Source organism: Bradyrhizobium sp. Arg237L, from assembly GCF_029990105.1.
Taxonomy (GTDB): domain Bacteria; phylum Pseudomonadota; class Alphaproteobacteria; order Rhizobiales; family Xanthobacteraceae; genus Bradyrhizobium.
Genome location: NZ_JAQMIL010000035.1, coordinates 51,768 through 71,738, shown reverse-complemented (window position 1 = coordinate 71,738; position 19,971 = coordinate 51,768). Strand labels below are relative to the sequence as shown.

20 protein-coding genes and 1 pseudogene are annotated in these 19,971 nt (G+C 63.3%); 11 read left to right on the top strand and 10 right to left on the bottom strand.

The genetic code is table 11. From position 1 onward, the window contains the following. Positions 1 to 196: 196 nt before the first annotated feature. From OZ411_RS21960 to OZ411_RS21945, 4 genes are all read left to right on the top strand, one after another. Positions 197 to 526, top strand: coding sequence for a metalloregulator ArsR/SmtB family transcription factor (locus OZ411_RS21960; protein ID WP_130577262.1), 330 nt, complete (start codon positions 197 to 199; stop codon positions 524 to 526). Beyond that, positions 523 to 987, top strand: a complete 465-nt coding sequence (locus OZ411_RS21955) for an SRPBCC domain-containing protein (RefSeq protein WP_130577261.1) — start codon at positions 523 to 525, stop codon at positions 985 to 987. Before OZ411_RS21960 ends, OZ411_RS21955 begins: the two co-directional genes overlap by 4 nt. Before the next feature lie 104 nt (positions 988 to 1,091). Further along, positions 1,092 to 1,505 (top strand): GFA family protein, encoded by a 414-nt coding sequence (locus OZ411_RS21950; RefSeq protein ID WP_130577260.1) that lies wholly within the window; start codon positions 1,092 to 1,094, stop codon positions 1,503 to 1,505. 52 nt (positions 1,506 to 1,557) lie between these two features. Beyond that, entirely contained in the window at positions 1,558 to 1,956 is a 399-nt protein-coding gene (locus OZ411_RS21945; protein ID WP_282529622.1) for a filamentous haemagglutinin family protein, read from the top strand. Positions 1,957 to 2,333: 377 nt separating this feature from the next. Here the strand turns inward: OZ411_RS21945 and OZ411_RS21940 are convergent, their stop codons facing one another. Then, complete coding sequence (locus tag OZ411_RS21940; protein WP_130577258.1) at positions 2,334 to 3,356, bottom strand: zinc-binding alcohol dehydrogenase family protein; 1,023 nt, start codon at positions 3,354 to 3,356, stop codon at positions 2,334 to 2,336. 102 nt (positions 3,357 to 3,458) lie between these two features. Between OZ411_RS21940 and OZ411_RS21935 the strand changes: the two genes are divergently transcribed. Then, positions 3,459 to 3,857, top strand: coding sequence for a helix-turn-helix domain-containing protein (locus tag OZ411_RS21935; protein WP_130577257.1), 399 nt, complete (start codon positions 3,459 to 3,461; stop codon positions 3,855 to 3,857). A 118-nt stretch (positions 3,858 to 3,975) separates the two neighbouring features. Here the strand turns inward: OZ411_RS21935 and OZ411_RS21930 are convergent, their stop codons facing one another. Beyond that, positions 3,976 to 4,926 (bottom strand): AraC family transcriptional regulator, encoded by a 951-nt coding sequence (locus OZ411_RS21930; protein WP_130577256.1) that lies wholly within the window; start codon positions 4,924 to 4,926, stop codon positions 3,976 to 3,978. Between the two features lie 122 nt (positions 4,927 to 5,048). Between OZ411_RS21930 and OZ411_RS21925 the strand changes: the two genes are divergently transcribed. Beyond that, entirely contained in the window at positions 5,049 to 5,957 is a 909-nt protein-coding gene (locus OZ411_RS21925; protein WP_282529621.1) for a saccharopine dehydrogenase NADP-binding domain-containing protein, read from the top strand. An 881-nt stretch (positions 5,958 to 6,838) separates the two neighbouring features. Here OZ411_RS21925 and OZ411_RS21920 read toward each other — a convergent pair. Next, positions 6,839 to 7,384 (bottom strand): LysR substrate-binding domain-containing protein, encoded by a 546-nt coding sequence (locus OZ411_RS21920; protein ID WP_282529636.1) that lies wholly within the window; start codon positions 7,382 to 7,384, stop codon positions 6,839 to 6,841. Here OZ411_RS21920 and OZ411_RS21915 point away from each other — a divergent pair. Next, entirely contained in the window at positions 7,305 to 7,721 is a 417-nt protein-coding gene (locus OZ411_RS21915; protein WP_282529635.1) for a 4'-phosphopantetheinyl transferase superfamily protein, read from the top strand. The genes OZ411_RS21920 and OZ411_RS21915 overlap by 80 nt on opposite strands. 20 nt (positions 7,722 to 7,741) lie before the next feature. On the opposite strand, the gene OZ411_RS21910 is transcribed toward OZ411_RS21915, so the two are convergent. Then, positions 7,742 to 8,653 (bottom strand): LysR family transcriptional regulator, encoded by a 912-nt coding sequence (locus OZ411_RS21910; RefSeq protein ID WP_282529620.1) that lies wholly within the window; start codon positions 8,651 to 8,653, stop codon positions 7,742 to 7,744. A 110-nt stretch (positions 8,654 to 8,763) separates the two neighbouring features. Here OZ411_RS21910 and OZ411_RS21905 point away from each other — a divergent pair, with 110 nt between their 5' ends. Genes OZ411_RS21905 through OZ411_RS21890 form a run of 4 tightly spaced genes read left to right on the top strand, consistent with a single transcriptional unit; the run spans position 8,764 to position 13,896 of the window. Further along, entirely contained in the window at positions 8,764 to 10,386 is a 1,623-nt protein-coding gene (locus OZ411_RS21905) for an FAD-dependent monooxygenase (protein WP_282529619.1), read from the top strand. A gap of 2 nt (positions 10,387 to 10,388) precedes the next feature. Next, a complete protein-coding gene (locus OZ411_RS21900) occupies positions 10,389 to 11,234 on the top strand; it encodes an alpha/beta hydrolase (RefSeq protein ID WP_282529618.1) in 846 nt (281 codons plus the stop codon). Beyond that, complete coding sequence (locus OZ411_RS21895; protein ID WP_282529617.1) at positions 11,197 to 12,654, top strand: MFS transporter; 1,458 nt, start codon at positions 11,197 to 11,199, stop codon at positions 12,652 to 12,654. The genes OZ411_RS21900 and OZ411_RS21895 overlap by 38 nt, the downstream gene beginning before the upstream one ends. 42 nt (positions 12,655 to 12,696) lie before the next feature. Further along, positions 12,697 to 13,896 (top strand): Xaa-Pro peptidase family protein, encoded by a 1,200-nt coding sequence (locus OZ411_RS21890; RefSeq protein ID WP_130577248.1) that lies wholly within the window; start codon positions 12,697 to 12,699, stop codon positions 13,894 to 13,896. Positions 13,897 to 14,686: 790 nt separating this feature from the next. On the opposite strand, the pseudogene OZ411_RS21885 reads toward OZ411_RS21890, so the two are convergent. The 6 genes and pseudogenes from OZ411_RS21885 to OZ411_RS21860 form a co-directional block, all read right to left on the bottom strand. Then, positions 14,687 to 14,795 (bottom strand): annotated as a pseudogene (locus OZ411_RS21885) (transposase domain-containing protein); the annotation flags it as partial. 98 nt (positions 14,796 to 14,893) lie between these two features. Further along, a complete protein-coding gene (locus tag OZ411_RS21880) occupies positions 14,894 to 16,480 on the bottom strand; it encodes a GMC family oxidoreductase N-terminal domain-containing protein (RefSeq protein ID WP_282529616.1) in 1,587 nt (528 codons plus the stop codon). 15 nt (positions 16,481 to 16,495) lie between these two features. Continuing rightward, entirely contained in the window at positions 16,496 to 17,533 is a 1,038-nt protein-coding gene (locus tag OZ411_RS21875) for a branched-chain amino acid ABC transporter permease (RefSeq protein WP_130577246.1), read from the bottom strand. Positions 17,534 to 17,540: 7 nt separating this feature from the next. After that, complete coding sequence (locus OZ411_RS21870; RefSeq protein ID WP_130577245.1) at positions 17,541 to 18,425, bottom strand: branched-chain amino acid ABC transporter permease; 885 nt, start codon at positions 18,423 to 18,425, stop codon at positions 17,541 to 17,543. Positions 18,426 to 18,429: 4 nt separating this feature from the next. Further along, complete coding sequence (locus OZ411_RS21865) at positions 18,430 to 19,158, bottom strand: ABC transporter ATP-binding protein (RefSeq protein WP_130577244.1); 729 nt, start codon at positions 19,156 to 19,158, stop codon at positions 18,430 to 18,432. After that, the gene (locus tag OZ411_RS21860) at positions 19,151 to 19,966 is read right to left on the bottom strand and encodes an ABC transporter ATP-binding protein (RefSeq protein ID WP_130577243.1); all 816 of its coding nucleotides are present in this window, start codon (positions 19,964 to 19,966) and stop codon (positions 19,151 to 19,153) included. The genes OZ411_RS21865 and OZ411_RS21860 overlap by 8 nt, the downstream gene beginning before the upstream one ends. Positions 19,967 to 19,971 lie beyond the last annotated feature (5 nt).

Sequence of the window (19,971 nt, the reverse complement as noted above, 5' to 3'; positions counted from 1 at the left end):
ACTCTGGTTTTGTGGATTCTGCCGGCATTCACCCAGAGGGCGCCTCCTTCGCCATCAATGGCAAAATGATCGATATCTCGATGCGTCAACGGGCAGAGGCGCTTCCCGAACGCGTGCAAGCGATCGCTGCCGAAGGCAATCGGTGTCCAATTAATTAGTATTGACTAATGAATTAGTCATCGCTAATGAGTTCTTTATGCATGTAGCCACCCCCATCGATATCGTGATGCGCGCCCTTGCAGATCCAACCCGGCGCGCCGTGTTCGAGCGGGTGATCAGCACCGGTGAGATTAGCGTAGTCGAACTCACGCGGGAGAGCGGGGTAACGCAAGGCGCCGTCTCCCAACATCTGAAAGCTTTGAAGCATGCTGGTCTGGTCGCCGAACGACCCGAGGGTCGAAAGGTCTATTATCGCGCCCAACCTGAGGGCCTCGCCCCACTTTTCGATTGGATAAGCCATTACGGCGTCTTCTGGCGCAATCGGTTCGCCAATCTTCGTACCCTCCTGAAGGAGATTGATCCATGACTGGCGCCGAATTGAAACCCGACACGCAGGAGATTGTGGTTGACCAGATTTTCCCACATGCGCCTGAGACAATCTGGAAGACACTGACAAACGGCGAGCTGATGAGCCGCTGGATAATGGCGCCCACGGGATTCGAGCCGGTAGAGGGCAAGCATTTTACGTTCCAGACAAAGCCGGCCGGCGCCTGGGACGGTACCATTCACTGTCAGGTACTGGAGGTGAAGCGCAACGAACGCCTCGCCTATGCTTGGAAGGGAGGACACGAGGAGAACGTCGGATACGGCTCACTATTGAATACAGTGGTCACATGGACGCTTTCGAAGGTCGAGAACGGAACGCGCCTTCGGCTTGTCCATTCCGGCTTCGTCCTGCCAAGGAACGATACGGCTTACAAGAACATGAGCGAAGGCTGGAAAAACGTTCTCAAGAACATCGGTAGTACTGCCAACGAGCAGGCTTGAGTGCAACGAAGGCAATCGTCTCCGCCCGCCCATATCGGGTGAGCGAAAGTTTGATACCCTCAGATCTTTTTGCGCCAGCGGCGATTCTATGAAGGTGAGAAGACATGAACGAGCCCTATACCGGTGGATGCGCCTGCGGCGCGATTCGTTACAAAATGTCCGCCGAACCCGTGATGATGACCGATTGCCAGTGTCGTCAATGCCAGCGTGAAAGCGGCACGGGGCACTTGTCCCACCTGATCTTTCCGCGTTCAGCGACGAGCATCCAAGGAGAGGCGACGCATTGGGAGTTGGTCGGTGATAATGGCACCGTCAAAATACGCGCCTTCTGCCCTACTTGCGGGTCACCGGTCTACGCGACGTTTCGCGACATGCCGAATTACCTAGTTGTGCGCGCTGGGAGTCTTGATGATCCTAGCCGGTATAGGCCACAACAGGTCACATGGACGGCAGCTGGTTATGCTTGGGACCACCTCGACTCAGCTCTTCCGAAGTTCGAAAAAATGCCCCCAGCGTGACACATGGGGTAGCCAGATCAAAACGAGCGACGGCGGGAGCATCGACCTGCTGGTGCCCGGCGGAAAGATCGATGCCGGCCTGTCCTTCGTTACACCGGACATCACTGGCGGATTCCCCAAGACGCCCGGCCTGCTCGGTATCATCACGCTGTGGGGCGGCGCCATCAACAGCTTCAGCACCGGATCGGTGGAGGTGAACCAGAACCGCATCAAGACCTTCGGTGGCGGCGATATCCTGATCTGGTCGGAAGGCGACATCGACGCCGGCAAGGGCGCGAAGACCGCATTGATCTCAACGCAGCCGGAGGTCACCTACGACCCCTCGACCGGCACCTTCACGACCAAGTTGTCGGGAGATGCTGCGGGCAGCGGCATCGGCAAGACGCGGCCCGACGTGCCTGCCGCCGACGTCATCTCATTGCTGATGGAGAAATTTCTGACCTCCGCATAGCCCTGTGGGATGTTGGCGACTATCCTGCTTATATCGACCCTCACTGCACTAACGGCCATCCCGCCCCAGGATCAGCAGGCTTGGTGCATGATTATGCGGGTCCACCCGCCCGGAGGAGGATGCGGACGTCATCGAATTTGACCGCGTACTTGCGCTGCCGACGGCTGGACGAAGGGCGCAGCTCGTCGACGATGCAAACGCGAGGCTAAGTATCCGTGTTATTGCAGGTCGCGTGCCGGACAGTTGGTTTGTTGGATCGCCGACTCATGGCCCGCCTTTGCGGGCCATGATCATTACGCGCGTAAGAATAGGCAGCGTGACCGCCGGGGATTTCGCCGCGATCGGCTGCAGCGAAATGGACGGACGGTCACCTCGGGTCACCGGGGGCAAAGTCGGTCGAGAACAACCTTTCCCAGCATGCGGCCGCTCTCAACCAGCGCATGTGCCTCCCGAAGTGAGGTGGGTGTGAGCGGGCCGAGCTTCGTCGTCGCCGTCGAGCGCAGGACGCCGGCTTCGGCGAGCGAGGAGATTTCATCAAGGATCTTATGGTGGGCAATCATGTCGGCGCCACCGAAATGCTGCCGCGTCACCACATCCTCCCAATGCAACGATGCGCTCTTGGGCCGCAGAGGTGCGGCGTCGAGGGATGCGTGGTTGGTGATCACGCCGATCTTGCCCCCTGGTGCAATGATCTTGGTGATCGCAGTCCAGTGCAGGTCCGTCTGATTGAGGGCGGCGATGTGGGTGATGTCCGGCGCGTCAATTCTAGCGAGCTCGTCTGTCATCGACTGCGAATGATCGATCACGTGGTGGGCGCCAAGCGAGAGGCACCAGTCACGGCTCTCGGGACGTGAGGCGGTGGCGATCACGGTTAGTCCGGAGAGGCGCCGTGCGAGCTGGATCAGCATCGAGCCGACGCCACCCGCGCCACCAATGATCAGCAAACCGCCCGCATCGTGTCGCTTTCCCAAGCCAACGCCAAGGCGGTGAAACAGCAATTCCCACGCCGTGAGCGACGTGAGGGGCAGCGCCGCCGCCTGCGCAAAGCTGAGCCGCGCCGGCTTGCGGCCGACGAGGCGTTCGTCGACGGCGTGGAGCTCGGCATTACCGCCGGGCCGGCTCAGACTGCCGGAATAGAAGACCTCGTCGCCAGGGCGAAAAATTGTGACCTCGCTTCCGACATCGACGACGATACCAGCAACGTCCCAACCAAGGATATCGACGGCATCGCTCATCAAGACCTGACCGAGACGGATCTTGGTGTCGACAGGGTTGACGGAGACGCCGCATACTGAGACCAGGAGGTCACGAACACCCGGGACAGGATCCTTCTTGTCGGCGATCGTGAAGCACTGAGGATCGGACAGGACGGCGCCTGGACGGTAAGTGATAGCTTGCATGTAATTTTCCCTCGACGCTGATCTGTCGGAGAAATCGTTACGTAGCTTGTGTTTGCTAGTACGGCCATTTGGCGTACTAGGTTTCCGAAAGGGAACTATGGTATGAAGATCAAGCACTATTCAGACGTGCCGGGGTGCCCGGTGGAGGTGACCCTCGATCTCATCGACGGGCGCTGGAAAGGCGCCATGCTCTTCCATCTGCTTGATGCGGGATGCCTGCGGTTCAACGCGCTTCATCGTCGCCTGCCTGGCATTACGCAGCGGCTCCTGACCAAGCAGCTTCGTGAGCTCGAGGAGGTCGGGCTGGTTCTACGGACCGTCTATGCCGAGGTCCCTCCACGAGTGGAGTATCGCTTGACTGAGGAAGGCGAAAGCCTGAGGCCCCTCGTCGAAATGCTCTCGAAATGGGGAGAAGAAAGACTGAACCGGCAACGCGCGAAACAAGCTCGCGCGCCGCTACTTGCTCGAACAAAGCTCGCTCGAAGTAAATGCAGGACATAAGTCCCGAGAAGGTCATCTTTGAGCATGGATTGCTCAATCAGTCCCTTACCACACGAATCAGCGCTAGCGGGATTTGTTTCGAGCTCATCGCAGAACTGGCGCGCGCGAGATCAGCAGGTCATCCGCCCGGCTTCTTCCAGCCGCGATGATACGCTCCGGGCGAAATACCGTGCAGACGTTTAAAGGCGTGAGCGAAGGCGTATTCGGAAGAATATCCGATCTGAGCAGCGATAGCGGCAAGCTGTAGATCGGAATCTCGCATGAGACGAGTAGCGACCATCATCCGCCACAAGGTCAGATAAGCTGCGGGGGATTGGCCAAGAAGACTGGAAAACCGACGCGCAAATGCGGCGCGCGAAAGCCCTGCTGCACTTGCAAGCGTCGCAACTGTCCATGGCTTTGCCGGTTCACTATGGATACCAGCCAGGGCGGCAGCGATTCGTGAGTCCTTTAGTGCTGCTGACCAACCGGCAGTACGTCTGCGATGGCTGCTCTCGGCCAGCCAAGTCCTAAGAATGTACAAGAACATCAGATCAAGGAGAGCACAGATGGCCGTATCGACTCCCAATAGCCCCCGATCAACCTCCGCTCCCAATAGTTCGATCGTCGCACGCAACTGCCATTGGGCGCCAGCTTCTGCCGGGAAATGCAACATCTCGGGCATCTCCTCCAGCAACGGGTGAAAACAAGAACGATCGAGCAGATAGGCACCACACAACATCGCTACGTTCGCGGACAATGCATTCTTAACGCGGCAGTTCTCGGTCGACTCGAGTTGTTCAATCGAGATATTGCTCGATGTTTCCTGGTCACCATCGAACGATACAGCTGTCGGCTTCTCCATCAGCGCATGGGCTGATCCGCGCGGGAAAAACACGATGTCGCCGGGCCTGAGCTGCGCCGGCTCAAAACCGGGCGCCGCAACCCAACATGTGCCCCGCAGTACCACATGAAACCCCGCTGCCTCGCTTTGTGCCAACCGGCGATGAAAGGGCGAACGTCGATGCACGCGGGCTGAATGGGGTCTTCCCAGTCGGCTCACGCTGATGATGTCGGACAGAAGATCCACGGCAATCGTCTCAATTATTCGATTGAAAGACGAATAAACATGTTTTCGCTCCCATCTCGCATTGTTCGTATCTTACGCGGCGCTACCGTCAGATCAACCTTGATGCAAGGAGCGGTTGTACGATGCGAGTTGCTGTTTACGGAGCCAATGGCTTTCAGGGGAAATTGACCACCGCCATGCTGATGCAGAACGGGATTCAAGCTGTTCTCGTTGGGCGCAATCAAGAGCGCCTGACTGCCGCGGCCGGCGAGCTGGAAATGTCCGCCGTGGAGCTGAGAGTTGCGGAGGCAACGGATCGGCGGGCCCTGCTTCGCGCATTCGAAGGGTGCGGTGCGGTCATCAATTGCGCGGGCCCCTTCACCAGACGCGCAGAGCCGATCGTCAGCGCGGCAATCGCCGCCGGCTATCACTATGTCGACACTGCCGGCGAACAGGGGTTCGTGAAGTCGGTGTTCGATAATTTCTCGGGCGAAGCGCAAAAGGCGGGCGTCACCGTGCTCCCGTCGGCGACCGACGGGGCGGTTCCGGGCGACCTCGTGGCGCATATGATCGCCAGACGGGCGGGCCAGATCGATAGCATCATAGTAGCCCATAAGATCGTCGGAGGCGGCGGTCCATCAAAGGGCTCCTTGCGGTCCGTCGTGGAGACTTGCGGGGATATCGCTGCCGGCGGATTGACCTATGAAGACGGAGCATGGCGAAACGGTGAACCGCTCGACAGGTCCACGATCGCCTTCTTAGGCGACGAAGAGGTGGGCCATATCGAAGTTTCCCCTGATCGAGGCGGTTACAATACCGAGGCATGTTTGGGTGCGTCGTGTCGTCGGGGTGATCGAAACATCCATCGCGACGCGACTATCTGTTCCTTTCTCGGAGCAAATGATCGAAGCCGTCTCAAACCCGTCGCCGGACGTCCGGAAGGATCAAACATTTTTGATCGTCTTAGAGGCCACGTCGACCGATGGCGGCGTACTCAGAGGGACGGTGGAAGGTACCGACGCTTATGGAACCACTGCCGCCATTGCCGTTGAATGCACCAGACGGCTCGTGGAGGGCCAAGCAAGATCAGGTGTGCTGGCGGCTTCGCAAGCTTTCGAGCCCGTTGAATTTCTCGACCGCCTAGCTGCCTATAACGTTCGTTGGCGGATCGAGGAGAAGACACGAAAGGCATTCATGCCATGAAGCCACCGTTGAGTGTCGAAATCCGCGATCTGCGATGATGATCGTCGCAGCCTGTCATTCGGCCTGCAATGTTTGCAAGTGACACCCCGAGTCCTGGCAAGCACACTCAAGTCTCCGAAGAGTGTCGCAGCGTGCGCCGTTCTCGTTGAGAAATGCCGCAACGAATTGGGTGAAACGACCGCGAACAAAACGGGACACAACGAGAAAAATCGATAACTTAGAAAATGTTCACTGCGTTCGGAACGCAGTGGTCTCAACCTATCAGATCGCCACTTGAACCGAATGTCGGTATCGGTGGTTGCGCCTCCCCGCAACCAAGTAGACCTAAACTCCCGTAGCCAAAAGCTGCGGGAGTTTTCGTTTGTGTGCCTTTGCGGGTTGCGAGCCGCTGTCCAGCTCAGAACCGTCCCCAACTCGCCATAGCGTGTGGCATCGATTTGCCCGCGCTTGGCGCCAGGACGCAGCAGGATTCGTTCGATCAGGACACGCAGGGCCTGTGCGGCCTCTGCGCGATCTTCCGGATGGTTCAAGGCCTCGGTCAGGTACGCGACCTTCTTGGCATAAAGTTGCGAGGCGCTCGGGAGCATATTCGGGGTGTCGGCCCGCAATCGAAGAGCAGGACCGAGAGCTCCGCCTGGCGTGCTTCCGACCGAGGCGGTGACGGCTGTATCGGGTGGAGGGCTGGTGCACCTGTTCTCGCGGCTGTCAGCGTAGCGCTGGATCGTGCTTCTCAAATCGTCGGGCGTGTCGGCGATTGTCCGGGCGCCAGGAGAGCTGCGGCGAGGGCTGCTGCAGCCTTTCCGGGCCGCGCCCTCTCATAGATCGCGAATTCAAGGTCTGGCAGACGAGGCAGACCTTCTTCCGATCCCAGAACGCGCAGGCCAGTGACAACTGCGCTCACTGGAAGTGGCGTAATCGCAAGACCCGCAAGCGAAGCCGCGCGCACACCTGTCAGGCTGGGACTTGTATAGACGATCTCCCAGATCAGATTGCTTCGGTCGAGCGCGGCGAGCGCCGCCTCCCGCGAGACTGATTTGTCGCGATAAAGCGCGAGCGGCAATGTCGCTCCGGGAGCGAGATCGAAACTCTCCGCCGCCACCCAGACCAGCGGCTCGCGCCACACCAGCCGTCCGCGCGACGTGCCAAGCGGGCGCTTGGCGAACACGACGTCGAGCCGGCCTGCGCCGAGCTGCCCGATCAATTCCGCGCTGACCCCGATCTGCACCTCGAGCTTCACGCCGGGATGCAACGCCGCGAAACGACCGCTATGGGAGATCGCGCAGCACAGCTTTGCCGAGGCCGAAATCGCGGCTTTGCGCGGGCTTACGCCGGACGATCTTTGCGACCGCTTCTATGATTGCTGGACCCTGAAGAAAGCCTATCTGAAGGCGAGGGGCCTGGGCTTGCGTCTTCCGCTCGATCAGTTCGCGATCCTGTTCTCCGGCCCCGCTATCGGCATCAGCTTCACGCGCGAAATCGATGACGATCCCAAGCGCTGGCATTTCACCAGGCATTCGCCTTCACCGCAGCATCGGCTGGCGATTGCCGATGGCAGCGGAACGCCCGGCGGTCTGCCGATCACAATGCGACCGTGGCCGGTGCCGCTCGTGTGAATCGCTTGCTCGACGCTTGATCAGATATTGGTCTTCCCGGCGCCCGCGCCACGGCTGGGTCGGATGATGCCGTCGCGGATCAAATCACCGCAAATCTCCTTCAAGAGCGCTATGGTCTCGCGCGTGGCCCGGCTGACGGGACGTCCACGCGGCAAGGCCAGGATGCGGTTTGCATGCATCCAAGACAGCGGAACGGCCGAAAGCGCGCCGGCCTCGACCTCCCGATAGATTCCGGAATAGGGCATCAGCGCATAGCCGAGTCCCGAGGCCACCATGCGCTTCATGGAGATCGAGCTGTCGACGCGCAATCGGCTCGCGACCTCCGGCGGGAATGGCGAGCGGCTCAGCGGCAGCACGGCGCGTGGCAGGGTCTTGAATTCGGCGCGCGTGAGCTTGCCGCGCTTGAGCAGGGGATCGCGCGGCGGACCGATCAGGTAGGTCTGCTCGACGACAAGCGTGTCGTAATCGAGGTGATCGTTCGGTATCGGCGAGGTGAGGATGGCGAGATCGAGCTGGCCGCGCAGCAGCCGATCACTGGCCAATTCCGTCAGTCCCTCGCTGAGCTCCAGGCTCACGCGCGGAAGGCGTTCGACGACCAGTTGGGCGAGCGGCGGATAGAACACCTCGCCGAGAGAAGGCGGCGCGCCGAGCCGCACGGTGCCGCTCGGCTCGCGGTTCTCGGTGCGCACCTCGGCCTTGATGTCGTCGACCAGGCCGAGCAGCCAGCGTCCGCGCTCGAGCAGCACCTTGCCCGACTCCGTCACCGCGACGCCGCGCGCGGTGCGCGTCAAGAGCGCGCCGCCGAGCTCGTATTCCAGCTCCTTGATGTGCCGGCTGAGCGCGGATTGCGCGACGTTGACACTGCTTGCCGCCGCGCCAAAGCCGCCGCGCTCGGCCACGGCGATGAAGTAGCGGAGCTGGCGCAGGTCCATTGACGGCCTCCATCTCGAAACGAGATCGGAAGCATATCAAACATATTCTTGTGAGATGTCAAAAACGGCGCATCCTGCCGCCAACAAGACCAACGGGGAAGGAAACGCCCATGGGCACGTCTTCTGAGACGCCTCGCCGCGCGTCCGTCATGATCGTCGGCGGCGGGCCGGTCGGGCTCGCGATGGGGCTTCTGCTCGATCGCTTCGGCATCGACGCCGTCATTGTCGAGAAGAGCCCCACCACCACGGATCATCCGAAATCGCGCGGCTGCTGGGTGCGCACCATGGAGATTTTCCGCCAATGGGGCGTCGAGCAGGCGATCCGCGACCGCGGCCTGCAGGATTCCACCGACATGTTCGTGCAGGTCGAAAGCATCGCCGGCCGCGAGATCAGCCGCTCGCGTCCCGAGCCCAATCTCGGCCAGACGCCGGCCTGGAAATCGCTGGTCGCGCAGGACGCGGTGGAGGAGGAGATCTACAAGGTCGTGGCCCGCTCCAAGCTGGTGGAGGTGCATTTCTCGACCGAGTTCATGGGCTTCGAGGAGGCCGAGGACGGCGTCGTCTGCGAGACCCGCTCGGTGGAAACCGGCCGCGGCGAGTTCTGGAACGCCAAATATCTCCTGGCCTGCGACGGCGCCGGCAGCCAGACCCGCCGCCGCGCCGGCATCGACATGGTGGGGCCGGCGACGCTTGCGGTGATGCTCAACGAATATTGGCGCGCCGATCTGTCGCGCTTTCCGATCACGCGCGAGGCGGCCGGCTACCAGGTCTATAGCGACAAGCCGGGCATGCCGCGGCGAGCCGGCATTCTCAACACCAACGGCCGCGACCGCTGGCTGTCGGTGATCCAGATCGGCGAGGAGAAGGACGAGCGGCCGCGGCCGTGGACCGATGCCGAGACGGTCGAGATCATCCGCGCCCATGTCGGCGTGCCCGATCTCGACGTCACGCTGCTCAACCGCTCGATCTGGCGCATGAGCAAGCAGGTCGCGTCGCAGTTCAAAAAAAACCGCGTCTTCGTGGTCGGTGATGCCGCACATCGCTTCCCGCCGACCGGCGGCTTCGGCTTGAACTCCGGCGTGCAGGATGCGCACAACCTCGCCTGGAAGCTCGCTTACGTGCTGCGCGGGATCGCCTCCGAGAAGCTGCTCGACACCTACGACGTCGAGCGCCGCCCGGTGGCGCAATCCAACGCCGACTTCTCCTACGGCAACCTGATCCGCTTCCGCCGGCTCGACGATGCGGTGCGCTCGGGCAATGAGGACCGTATCCGCTTCTGGGTCAATGATCTCGACAATCACCTGCACTCAATCGGCCAGGCGCTCGGCTTTTCCTATGAGGAGGGCGCGGTCATCCCCGACGGCACGCCGCGCGGCGGGCATCTGACGCGCTACTATTTCCCGTCCGATCGGCCGGGCGGGCGCTTCCCGCATCTGTGGCTCGACATGGCGCGGAAACACTCCACGCTCGACTGGTTCGACAAGGAGTTCACGGTGGTCGCCGGCCCGCTCGGCGGCGCCTGGCTGGAGGCGGGCCGCGCCGTGTCGGAGAAGACAGGCATTCGGCTGAACCTGCAGCAGCTGCCGAATGCGCATTCCTCCGACGGGATCCAGATGGGTCCGCGCGGCGCCGTGCTGGTGCGGCCTGACGGCCATGTCGCCTGGCGCATCCCCTACATCCCGGAAAATCCCGCCCGCGAGCTCGCCGCCGCGCTGCAGACCGTGTTGCACTAGCCATGGAGCGCATAGAAGCCAACGGCATCTCGATCAGCTTCAAGCGCTCGGGCGAAGGCCCGCCGCTGGTGCTGCTGCACGGCGCGGAAGCCGATCATGCCATGTTCGATGCGTTTGCTGCGCACCTTGCGCCGCATTTCACCGTCATCGCCTACGACCAGCGCGATTCCGGCGGCACGCGCAATCCGGCCACGCCCTATGGTCTGGGCGAGCTCGCCGACGATCTCGCCGCATTGATCGCCGGCCTCGGCCTGTCGCGCGCCCATGTGTTCGGCACCTCGTTCGGCGGCGCCATTGCGCAAGTTGCGGCGGTCCGCCACCCGGCGCGCATCGACCGCCTGGTGCTCGCCTCGACGTTTCGGGTCGGCGTATCGGTGGCGTCGATCAACCCGGAAGGTTTTCCCCGGTTTGCCGAGCTGCGGGCGAAGCTGCCGGAGTCGCTGTCGGCCTTCGCCGAATATTTCTTCCCGCCCAGCTACATCGCAACCTACCCGCAGGCACCAGGCATTTTCAGCGGCAACAAGCGCGATGCCGGCCAGCGCGAGCGCCGCGGCGCGGTGCTGGCGCAACCGATCGCGATATCGCTCGCCGACATCAAGGCGTCGACCCTGGTGCTGGCCGGCCGCGACGATCGCCTGATCCCGCCGGCGCACACGCTGTCGCTGGCGCGCGAGATTGCGGGGGCACGCACGGCGGTGATCAACGGCGTCGGCCATGTCGGCACGATCCAGGATCCGGCCGCGGTCGCGGCGCAGGTGATCGCCTTTCTACACGGCAAAAAAACAGAACATATCGCGGAGGAGAACGACCATGGCGGAATTCGGGGAGGATCTGGTCACAGCCTATGACCGGGCGCGGCTCGATGCGCGTTACTGGATCAGCATCGCACTCGGCATCTCTACCAGCGTGTTCGACTATTTCGACTATTTCGTCGTCGGCTTCCTGGTCGCGGTGCTGGCGCCGCAATGGCAGTTGAGCTTCGGGCAGACCTCGCTGATCCTGCTCGCCGCAGGCGTCGGCGCCATCCTGGGATCGCTGGCCTGGGGCGCGCTCGCCGACCGCTTCGGGCGCAAGGCGCTGCTGGTGGCCGGCGTCACCCTGTGCGCGCTGAGTGCGGGCTCGGTCTCTTTCATCCCCGATGGCGCCTGGGTCGCCTTCGCCGTGCTCCGCTTCTTCGTCGGTTTCGGCGTCGGTGCCGCCGCCTCCGTCGCGGTGCCCCTGATCGTCGAATATACGCCGACCCGGCATCGCACGGTGATCACCAGCGCCACCGTGATTCCGGTCTCGCTCGGCATCCTCGCAGCCTCGCTCTCGGCCGCGACGCTGCTGCACCAGATCGGCTGGCGCGGACTGGCCGCGCTGGGTTTCCTGCCGCTCGTGCCGGCGCTCCTGATCGCGCTGATCATGCCGGAATCCGTGCGGTGGCTGGTGTCGCGCGGCCGCGATGCGGACGCACGCCGCATCGTCGCGCGCACTTTGCGCGTAGCGCCCGAGGCGCTGCCGCCGCCGGCGGTCGAAAGCGTCAGCCGCCCGCAGGGCGCGGGCTTCTCCGAGTTGCTCGCGGAGCCCCGGCGATTCTGGCTGACGGTGATCGTCTGGTTCGGCGCCAGCACCGCCAATTACGGCGTGTTCCTGTGGGGGCCGACCATCGTTGCGCTGTTGACGGGCGTGTCGCCGGTCGAGGCCGCTCATTTGTTCGTGATCGTGTCGCTCACCGGCATGGTCGGGCGGGCCATCTTCTCGGTGCTGCCGCAATGGATCGGGCGGCGGCGTTGCGGCGCGATCATGGGCTACGCCATTGCGGTGTCGCTCGGCGCTGCGGGCGTATTTTTCGATCGCACCCTGTTCGGCTATCCCGCCTTCGTCGTGCTGCTGATCCCGGCTGCGTTGTTCTTCGACGGCGGCTTCTCCAACATCGCGCCCTACTCCGCCGAGATCTTCCCGGTTCGCCTGAGCGCGCGCGGCGTCGGCCTCGCGCAGGCGGCCAACGGCGTCGGCAAGATCGCAGGTCCGTTGTGTCTGGCACTTATCGCGGGCACCTCGAACCTGATCACGCCGAAGGCCACCATCGACGCGGTGACGCCGGCGTTCCTGTTTCTGGCCGCCTGCGGTCTTGCGATCGGGCTTGCCTTCACGCTGCTCGGCATCGAAACCCATGGCCGGCCGTTGGCTTTGGATGCGCCGCAAGCCGGTGAGACCGCGGGAACCGTGGTCGTCAGCCTCGGCGGCGAGCCGGAGGGCGTTGCGGCGCGGCCGACGCCGACTTAGCTTTCGCTTGAGGCTCCATCATAACAAACAAGGAAACGCATGATGCAAGAGAGCGTCCACACCCGAACGGCCTCCCGTGCCATCCCCTTCGACACCGGCAAGCTTGACCGGCTGATGGAGCAGGCAGGCCTCGACCTGCTGCTCGTCACCTCCAAGCACAATGTGCAATACATGCTCGATATCGAGCGCGCGATCTTCTTCGACTACATGGATGCGCTCGGCGTCAGCCGCTATCTGCCAGTGGTCATCTATGCCAAGGGCGCGCCGGACAAGGCCGGCTATGTCGCCCATCGGATGGAGACCTATCAGCGCCGGCTGGAGCAGCCATGGCTTAAGGAGGTGCGCATCTCCGGCAACGGCTCCGTCGATGCGATCGCAAGCGCGGTGGAGATGATCCGCAAGAGCGGCGTTCCCGCCAAGCGCATCGGCGTCGAGATGGCTTTCCTGCCGATGGATGCCGGCGACGCGCTGCGTGACGCGTTTCCGGACAGCGAGATCAAGGATGCGCTGTTCGTGCTGGAGCGGCTGCGCGCGGTGAAGACGCCGGCGGAACTGGCCAAGCTGCGCACGGCTTCCGATCTCGTGATCGCGTCCATGCTCGACGTCATCGCCCACCACGGCCCCGGCACCACCAAGCGGCAGCTGTTCGATGCGCTGAAGGTCGCGGAGGTCAAGCGCGGCTTGACGTTCGAATATTGCCTGCTGGCGGCAAGCACGAGCCACAACCGGGCGCCGTCGGAGCAGCGCTGGGAGCAGGGCGACGTGCTCTCGCTCGATTCCGGCGGCAATTATCACGGCTACATCGGTGATCTCGCCCGCATGGCCGTGCTTGGCGATCCCGATCAGGAACTGAAGGATCTGCTTGCCGAGATCGAAGCCGTGCAGCGCGCGGCCTTTGCCGTGATCAAGCCCGGCGCCATGGGCGGGGCGATCTACACCGCCGCCGAACGCGCGCTGAAGGAGACGAGCCAGCGCGACCACACCGAGTTCCTCGCCCACGGCATGGGCCTCGTCAGCCACGAGGCGCCGCGGCTGACCGCGACCGGCCCGGTTCGCTACGACGCCTATGATGCTGAGCGGCCGCTCGAGGCCGGCATGGTGATCTCGGTGGAAACCACGATGAAGCATCCGAAGCGCGGCTTCATCAAGCTCGAGGACACGGTGGCCGTGACCGCAACCGGGCACGAAATCTTCGGCGAAGGCGGCCGCGGCTGGAATTTAGGTGGCACGGCGGTGCGGTAAAAACGCCGCTGGCCTGGCAGTGGTCCGGCCGCGAACTCGGTTCACCTCTCCCATAGGGCCGAAAGTGATTCCCGCGGATTTGTGAATGTGATTCGAGTAGCAGTTCAACGGACGCCGTCACGATGCCTGCGCGTTGCACCCTCCAGCTCTCGCGCGAGTGTGCGCGGAATTGCCCGCGCATGCGCACGATTTCTTGCGCACCGAGTCGAGCTTCACGGGAAGCTCAGGTCGTCTGGCAGCTCGCCGAACTTCCGGATCAGTTTGACGTGGGCGAACTCGCCGCTGCCGGGATCTCCGGCCTGTTGAAGGCGATCACGCCGATGCAGCCTTTGCGAGAGCTTCGGCTCTCCCCCAAGTCCGGTTCTCGTCTGGGACGCCGCAACGAATTCGCAACGAATTGCGTGAAACGACCGTGAACAGAACGCGACCAATGCGGTCCCCATATCAAGAAAGATCAATAACTTAGAAGATGCTCACTGCGTTCGGGACGCAGTGGTCGCCCTCCGTACGTATTCGCCGAGGCTTTCGCTCAGCAGCCTCGGGCCTTCAGGCGCGGATCTGGTCGAGCATAAGCCGGACGTGCTGGCAGACGAACACCGTTTTTCAGCCGCAGCTCAATTGGTGGTTTTGTTCCAGGACGATCGAAAATGCTTTATCTTTCAACGGAGATTGACTGACACTCTCTCCGCCATTTGTACGATTTTGTACGCCAACCTACTCTATTGAGCGATTTCGCGCGACAGCATTCGCGCAGGCGCCCTGACGCGCGCGGGGCCCGGACATGGGCGCTCCAATTCCAGGACAGTAACTCGTCCAGCCGGTGAGCCGGGTGAGCGGCAATACGGAGACATGGGATCCGTGAAGCACACCTGCGAGTTGATGCCGTTCATTTTCGACGATTATGCCGACTGCCGAACTACGCCTGTTGGTGTTGAGAAGTGTCGTCGTTTGCGCGTACTTGCGACTGCCTCCAGGCCGCTGCACTGGTGAAGAGGGATCAGCCCTGGCCCGCGATCGCCGCGGCCGCACGCTCGGCGATCAGGATCGTCGGCGTCTGGATGTTGCCAGAGATCATGATCGGGATCACCGAGGCGTCGGCGACGCGAAGGCCTTCGAGGCCGTGGACCTTGAAGGTCTGGGGATCGACCACCGCCATCCCGTCGTTGCCCATACGGCAGGTCGAGGAGGCGTGATACAGCGTGGTACAATGGCCGCGCACATATTCGGCGATGTCGGCATCACTGGTCGCCTCCACGCTCGGCGTGACTTCACCCTCGATCAGCTCTTTGAGCGGTGACTGCGCGGCGATGCGGCGGTTGATGCGCACGCCCTCGACCAGCGTTGCGATGTCGCGGCCACTCGGATCGGACGAGAAGTAGCGCGGGTCGATTGCCGGATATTCCAGCGGATCGGCCGAGCGCAAGGTCAGTTCGCCACGGCTGTTCGGCCGCTGCAATGTCGAGTGCAAGGTGATGCCCGGCTTCGAGGACAGGAAGCGGACGTAGTCACGGTGCGGGCTGATCGCGCCATAGAGCTGCAGGTCGGGCTCGACGTCCGGACGGCTGCGGACGTGCGCGCCGGCTGCGACCCAGGGCGAGGAGCGGGGGCCGCTGCGACTGTCCTGCCATTCCCTCAGGCTGGCCTCCAGGCTCTCATCGGTCCAGGCGCCGACACCGATCTTCTCCTTGGTGTAGAAAGTGATCGGAATGTTGATGTGGTCCTGGAGATCCTTGCCGACCCCCGGCAGGTCGTGCACCGGCGTCACGCCGACGGACTTGAGCTCGTCGGCGGGGCCGATGCCCGACAGCAGCAATTGCTGAGCGGAGCCGATCGCACCTGATGACATCACGACATCGCTCGCCGCCTGCGCGGTCTTGAGCTGGCCGTTCTCGAGATACTCGACGCCGGTGGCGCGGCCCTTTTCGACGGCGATCCGGATCACGCGCACGCCGGTTTTGACGGTGAGATTGGGCCGCTCCAGCGCCGGCCGCAGATAGGCCTTGCCGGTTCCGAACCGCTCGCCCTGCTTGATCACGAACTGGAAGAAGCCTGCACCCTCCTGACTGTCACCGTTGAAATCGCGATTGTGCTTGTGGCCGGCTGCCTTGGCCGCCTCCAGCCAAAGCTCCTCATTGGGGTCGACGAAGGGAACGTGGGCGACATAGAGCGGGCCCTTGGTGCCGTGCATCGGGCTGTCGGTGAAGTCGGCATTGTTCTCAAATGCGATGAAATCCAGCAGCACTTTGCGCCAGCCCCAGCCGGTGCATCCGGCCTTTTCCCAACCGTCATAGTCGGAGGGCAGGCCGCGGATATAGATCATCGCATTCATCGCACCGGAGCCGCCGACCATCTTGCCGCGCGGCCAGAACACGCGGCGGCCGCGGCAGCCGGCCTGCGGCTCGGTGTAGAAGCCCCAATCGACCGCGGTGTTGAACATCGTCGGCCAGTCCGACGGAATGTCCGACGCCAACGGCGCGGCGCGGCCGGCTTCCAACACCAGCACCTTGCGGGCCGGATCTGCGGACAGCCGGTTGGCCAAGACGCATCCGGCCGAACCGGCGCCGACGATAATCGTATCGTACATCTCTCGCTCCATGGGTCACGCCGGCGTGTCGCCGGATATCTCTGCTGTCATCGCGGGATTGCGCGTGCGCAAGCGGCGCAAGCGGTCCCAGATGCTCTCAAAGAGGCCGATCAGCCCGTTCGGCATCAGCACCATGACGGCGGCGATGATGATGCCGAGCCCGAGCGAGCGGAATTCGCCGATCTCGCGCATCGCCTCGTCGGCGGCGACCAGCACGATGGCGCCGACCAGCGGTCCCCACAGCCGGCCGATGCCGCCCACGACCACCATGGCGATGATGAAGAACAGCTGCGAGAACGACAGCACGCCAGGACCGATCGCGTTGAAATGCGCGGCATAGAGCCCGCCGGCCAGGCCGGTGAAGAATGCCGACAGCCCGAACACCAGGAGCTGCATCTGGAAGCGGCTGATGCCGCGAGCTATGGCGCAGCCGGGATTGTCGCGCAACGCGCGGAAGGCGAGCCCGATCGGGCCGCGGATGATCGCCCAGGTGAACACCATCGTGATGGCGAACAGCGCCACGACAAGCGCGTAGTTGGCGACCAGGAACTTGGCCTTGAACATCGCGCGCGTGCCGAGATCACCGAAGCGAGCGAAGCCGACGGCGCCGCCGGTGAGTTGCCGGCATTGGGTGCCGACCATCACGAAGCAGTCCGTGTCGGTGACGATCAAAAGATACATCACCTGCGCGACCGCAAGCGTCAGCAGCGCAGTATAGGCGCCGCTCAGCCGCAGGCAGGCCGCGCCGATCACCAGGCTGAATAGCACGGTGGCAACAGCCGCGAGCGGCATCGCGGCCCAGATGTTGAGGCCGAAATAGAAGCACAGCATCGCGGTGGCGTAGCCGCCGAATCCGAACAGCGCCATCTGCGCCAGCGAGAAAACGCCAGAGAAACCGAACAGCAGGTTCCACTGCGAGGCGACGATCGCATAGAACAGGCCCAGCGTGACCTGGCCGATCACGTAACGGCTGTCGACATAGAACGGCAGCGCGACCGCCGCGGCGAGGACGACGAGGCCGACCAGGAGATGGGCGAGATCTTCGCGTTTCACATGGACCTCACAGACGCCGCACTTCGACCCTGCCGAACAATCCGCCGGGCCGGCGGATGAGCACCAGGATCACGATGGCGAGCAGAGCAGGGAAACCCCATCGCGCGCCGGCCAGGAACTGGACCAGCGCCTCGACGATGGCGAGACCGAACGAGGTGATGATCGCGCCGGGCAGATTGCCGAGCCCTGCCACCACGCACATGATGAAGGCCTTCAGCATCGGATCGGCGCCGAGCGAGGGCGAGAGCTGGGTAATCGATGACACCAAGACACCGCAGACGCCGGCGAGCATCCCGGACAGGATCAAGACCTGCAGATAGACCCGCGCGACCGGCACGCCCATTAGCTTGGCGGCATCAGGGTTCTGTGCAGTGGCACGGATGGCGCGGCCCGTCTTGGTGCGGGTCAGGAACAGCGCAGTGGCGCCCATCAGTGCGATGGCGCTGACGATGATGATGAGGTTCTGCCAGGGCAGCGCGAAGCCGCCGAGATTGATCGCGCCGCCAACCGAGAGCGGCTGCCCCAGCGGCTGGCCACCATAGAGCCGCAGCACGGCGTTCTCGAGCGTGAGCGCGACGCCGAAGGTCGCGATCATGATGGTGGTCTCGAAGGTCTCCGGGCTGCGGCGCGACAGCGGATAGGCGACCAGCACGAAGATCAGCGCTCCGATCACGCCGCCGACCGCGGCAGCGGCAAGCACCGCAAGCGGCACCGGCAACCCGAGTTGGCTGGCCGCCGTGAAGGCCGCGTAACCACCGAGCGTCAACAGTGTGCCATGCGCCATGTTGAGCATGCCGAGCGAGCCCCAGACCAGCGACAGACCGAGTGTCGCCAGCGCGTACAGAGCGCCGGTGGTGATGCCGGAGACGAGTACGGGTCCTATGATCTCCACGTCGTCAGCCTCCGAGATAGGTTGCGAGCAGCTCGTCGCGCTGCAGCAGCACGGCCGGTTCGCCCGACCAGACGAAGGCGCCGTTGTCGAGCAGATGGATGCGGTCGGCGATGTCGGCGACGCGGGCCGGGTTCTCCTCAACCAGCAGGATGGTGCGGCCGCTCGCCTTCAGCCGCGCGATCACCTCGTAGATCTGCTCGATGATAATCGGCGCGAGGCCGAGCGACGGTTCGTCGATCAGCATCACCGAGCCGTTCATCATCAAGCCGCGGCCGATGCCGACCATGCGCCGTTCGCCCCCGGAGAGGCTGGCCGCGATCTGGGTCTGGCGCTCGGCAAGCTTGGGCAGCAGGGTGAACACCTCGTCGAGCCGCCGCGCCACTGCCGCCTGGTCGGAATCGAGATAGGCGCCCATCAGCAGGTTCTCGATCACGCTCATCCCTGCAAACAACAGATCACCCTGCGGCACATGGATCACGCCGCTGGATGCCACGCGATGCGCCGGTTGGCCGGAGATCACGCGGCCGTTCAGCGATATCGATCCCTTGCGCACCGGAAGCAGGCCGGAGATCGCACGCAGCAGGGTGGATTTGCCGTGGCCGTTGGGGCCGACGACGGTGACGAGCTCGCCCGGATCGAGCGACAGCGATACGCCGGTCAGGACGTTACGGCCGTCGTAGCCGGTGACGAGCCCGTTGACGACGAGGCAGGGAGAGTTCGACGGTTCAACCATGCGCGCTCATCTCAGGCTGCTTGATGAAGAAGGCCTTCAACCGGCTGGTCGCGGCCTTGCCGAGATAGGTCTCGACCACGGTCTGGTCGTCGGCCACCGCCGCGGGCGCGCCTTCGAAGATCGATTTGCCATGGTGCATGATCACGACGCGCGTCGACAGCGAGAGCAGGAAGCGCATGACGTGCTCGATCAGCAGGATCGCAATCCCCGAGGCCGACAGCCGCTTCACGACGTCGGCGATCCGGTCGACCTCTGACGGGCTGAGGCCGCCGACCGGCTCGTCGAGCAGCAGCAATTGCGGCGAGGTCGCAACGGCGCCGGCGATCATCAGCAGCTTGCGGTCGAGCACCGGCAGGTCACGCGCGATGCGCTTGCGCCCGGCAAGGCCGACGAGATCGAGCGCTGTGGCGGCGCTCTGCCTGGCGGCACGGCTGATGGCAAAACCGGGAAAGCGGCGTTCGCTGTGGCCGAAATGCGCGGCCACCTCGATATTCTCCTGCACCGACAGGCTGTCGAAGGCCGCATTGAGCTGAAAGGTACGGGCGATGCCGGCGCGGCACACCTCGTGCGCCGCAAGACCGGTGATGTCACGTCCCGCAAACAGGATGCGGCCATCGGTGATCGGGGTGACGGCAGTGACGACGTCAAAGAACGTCGTCTTGCCGGCGCCATTCGGCCCGCCGAGGCCGACCACCTCGCCGGGCCGGACGGTCAAGGAGAGACCGTCCACCGCGCGGAGCGACCCGAACGTCTTGGTCACGTCCTCGCAGACGAGCAGTGGATCATTCGTCTGGTCAGGAGAGGTCACCGCGC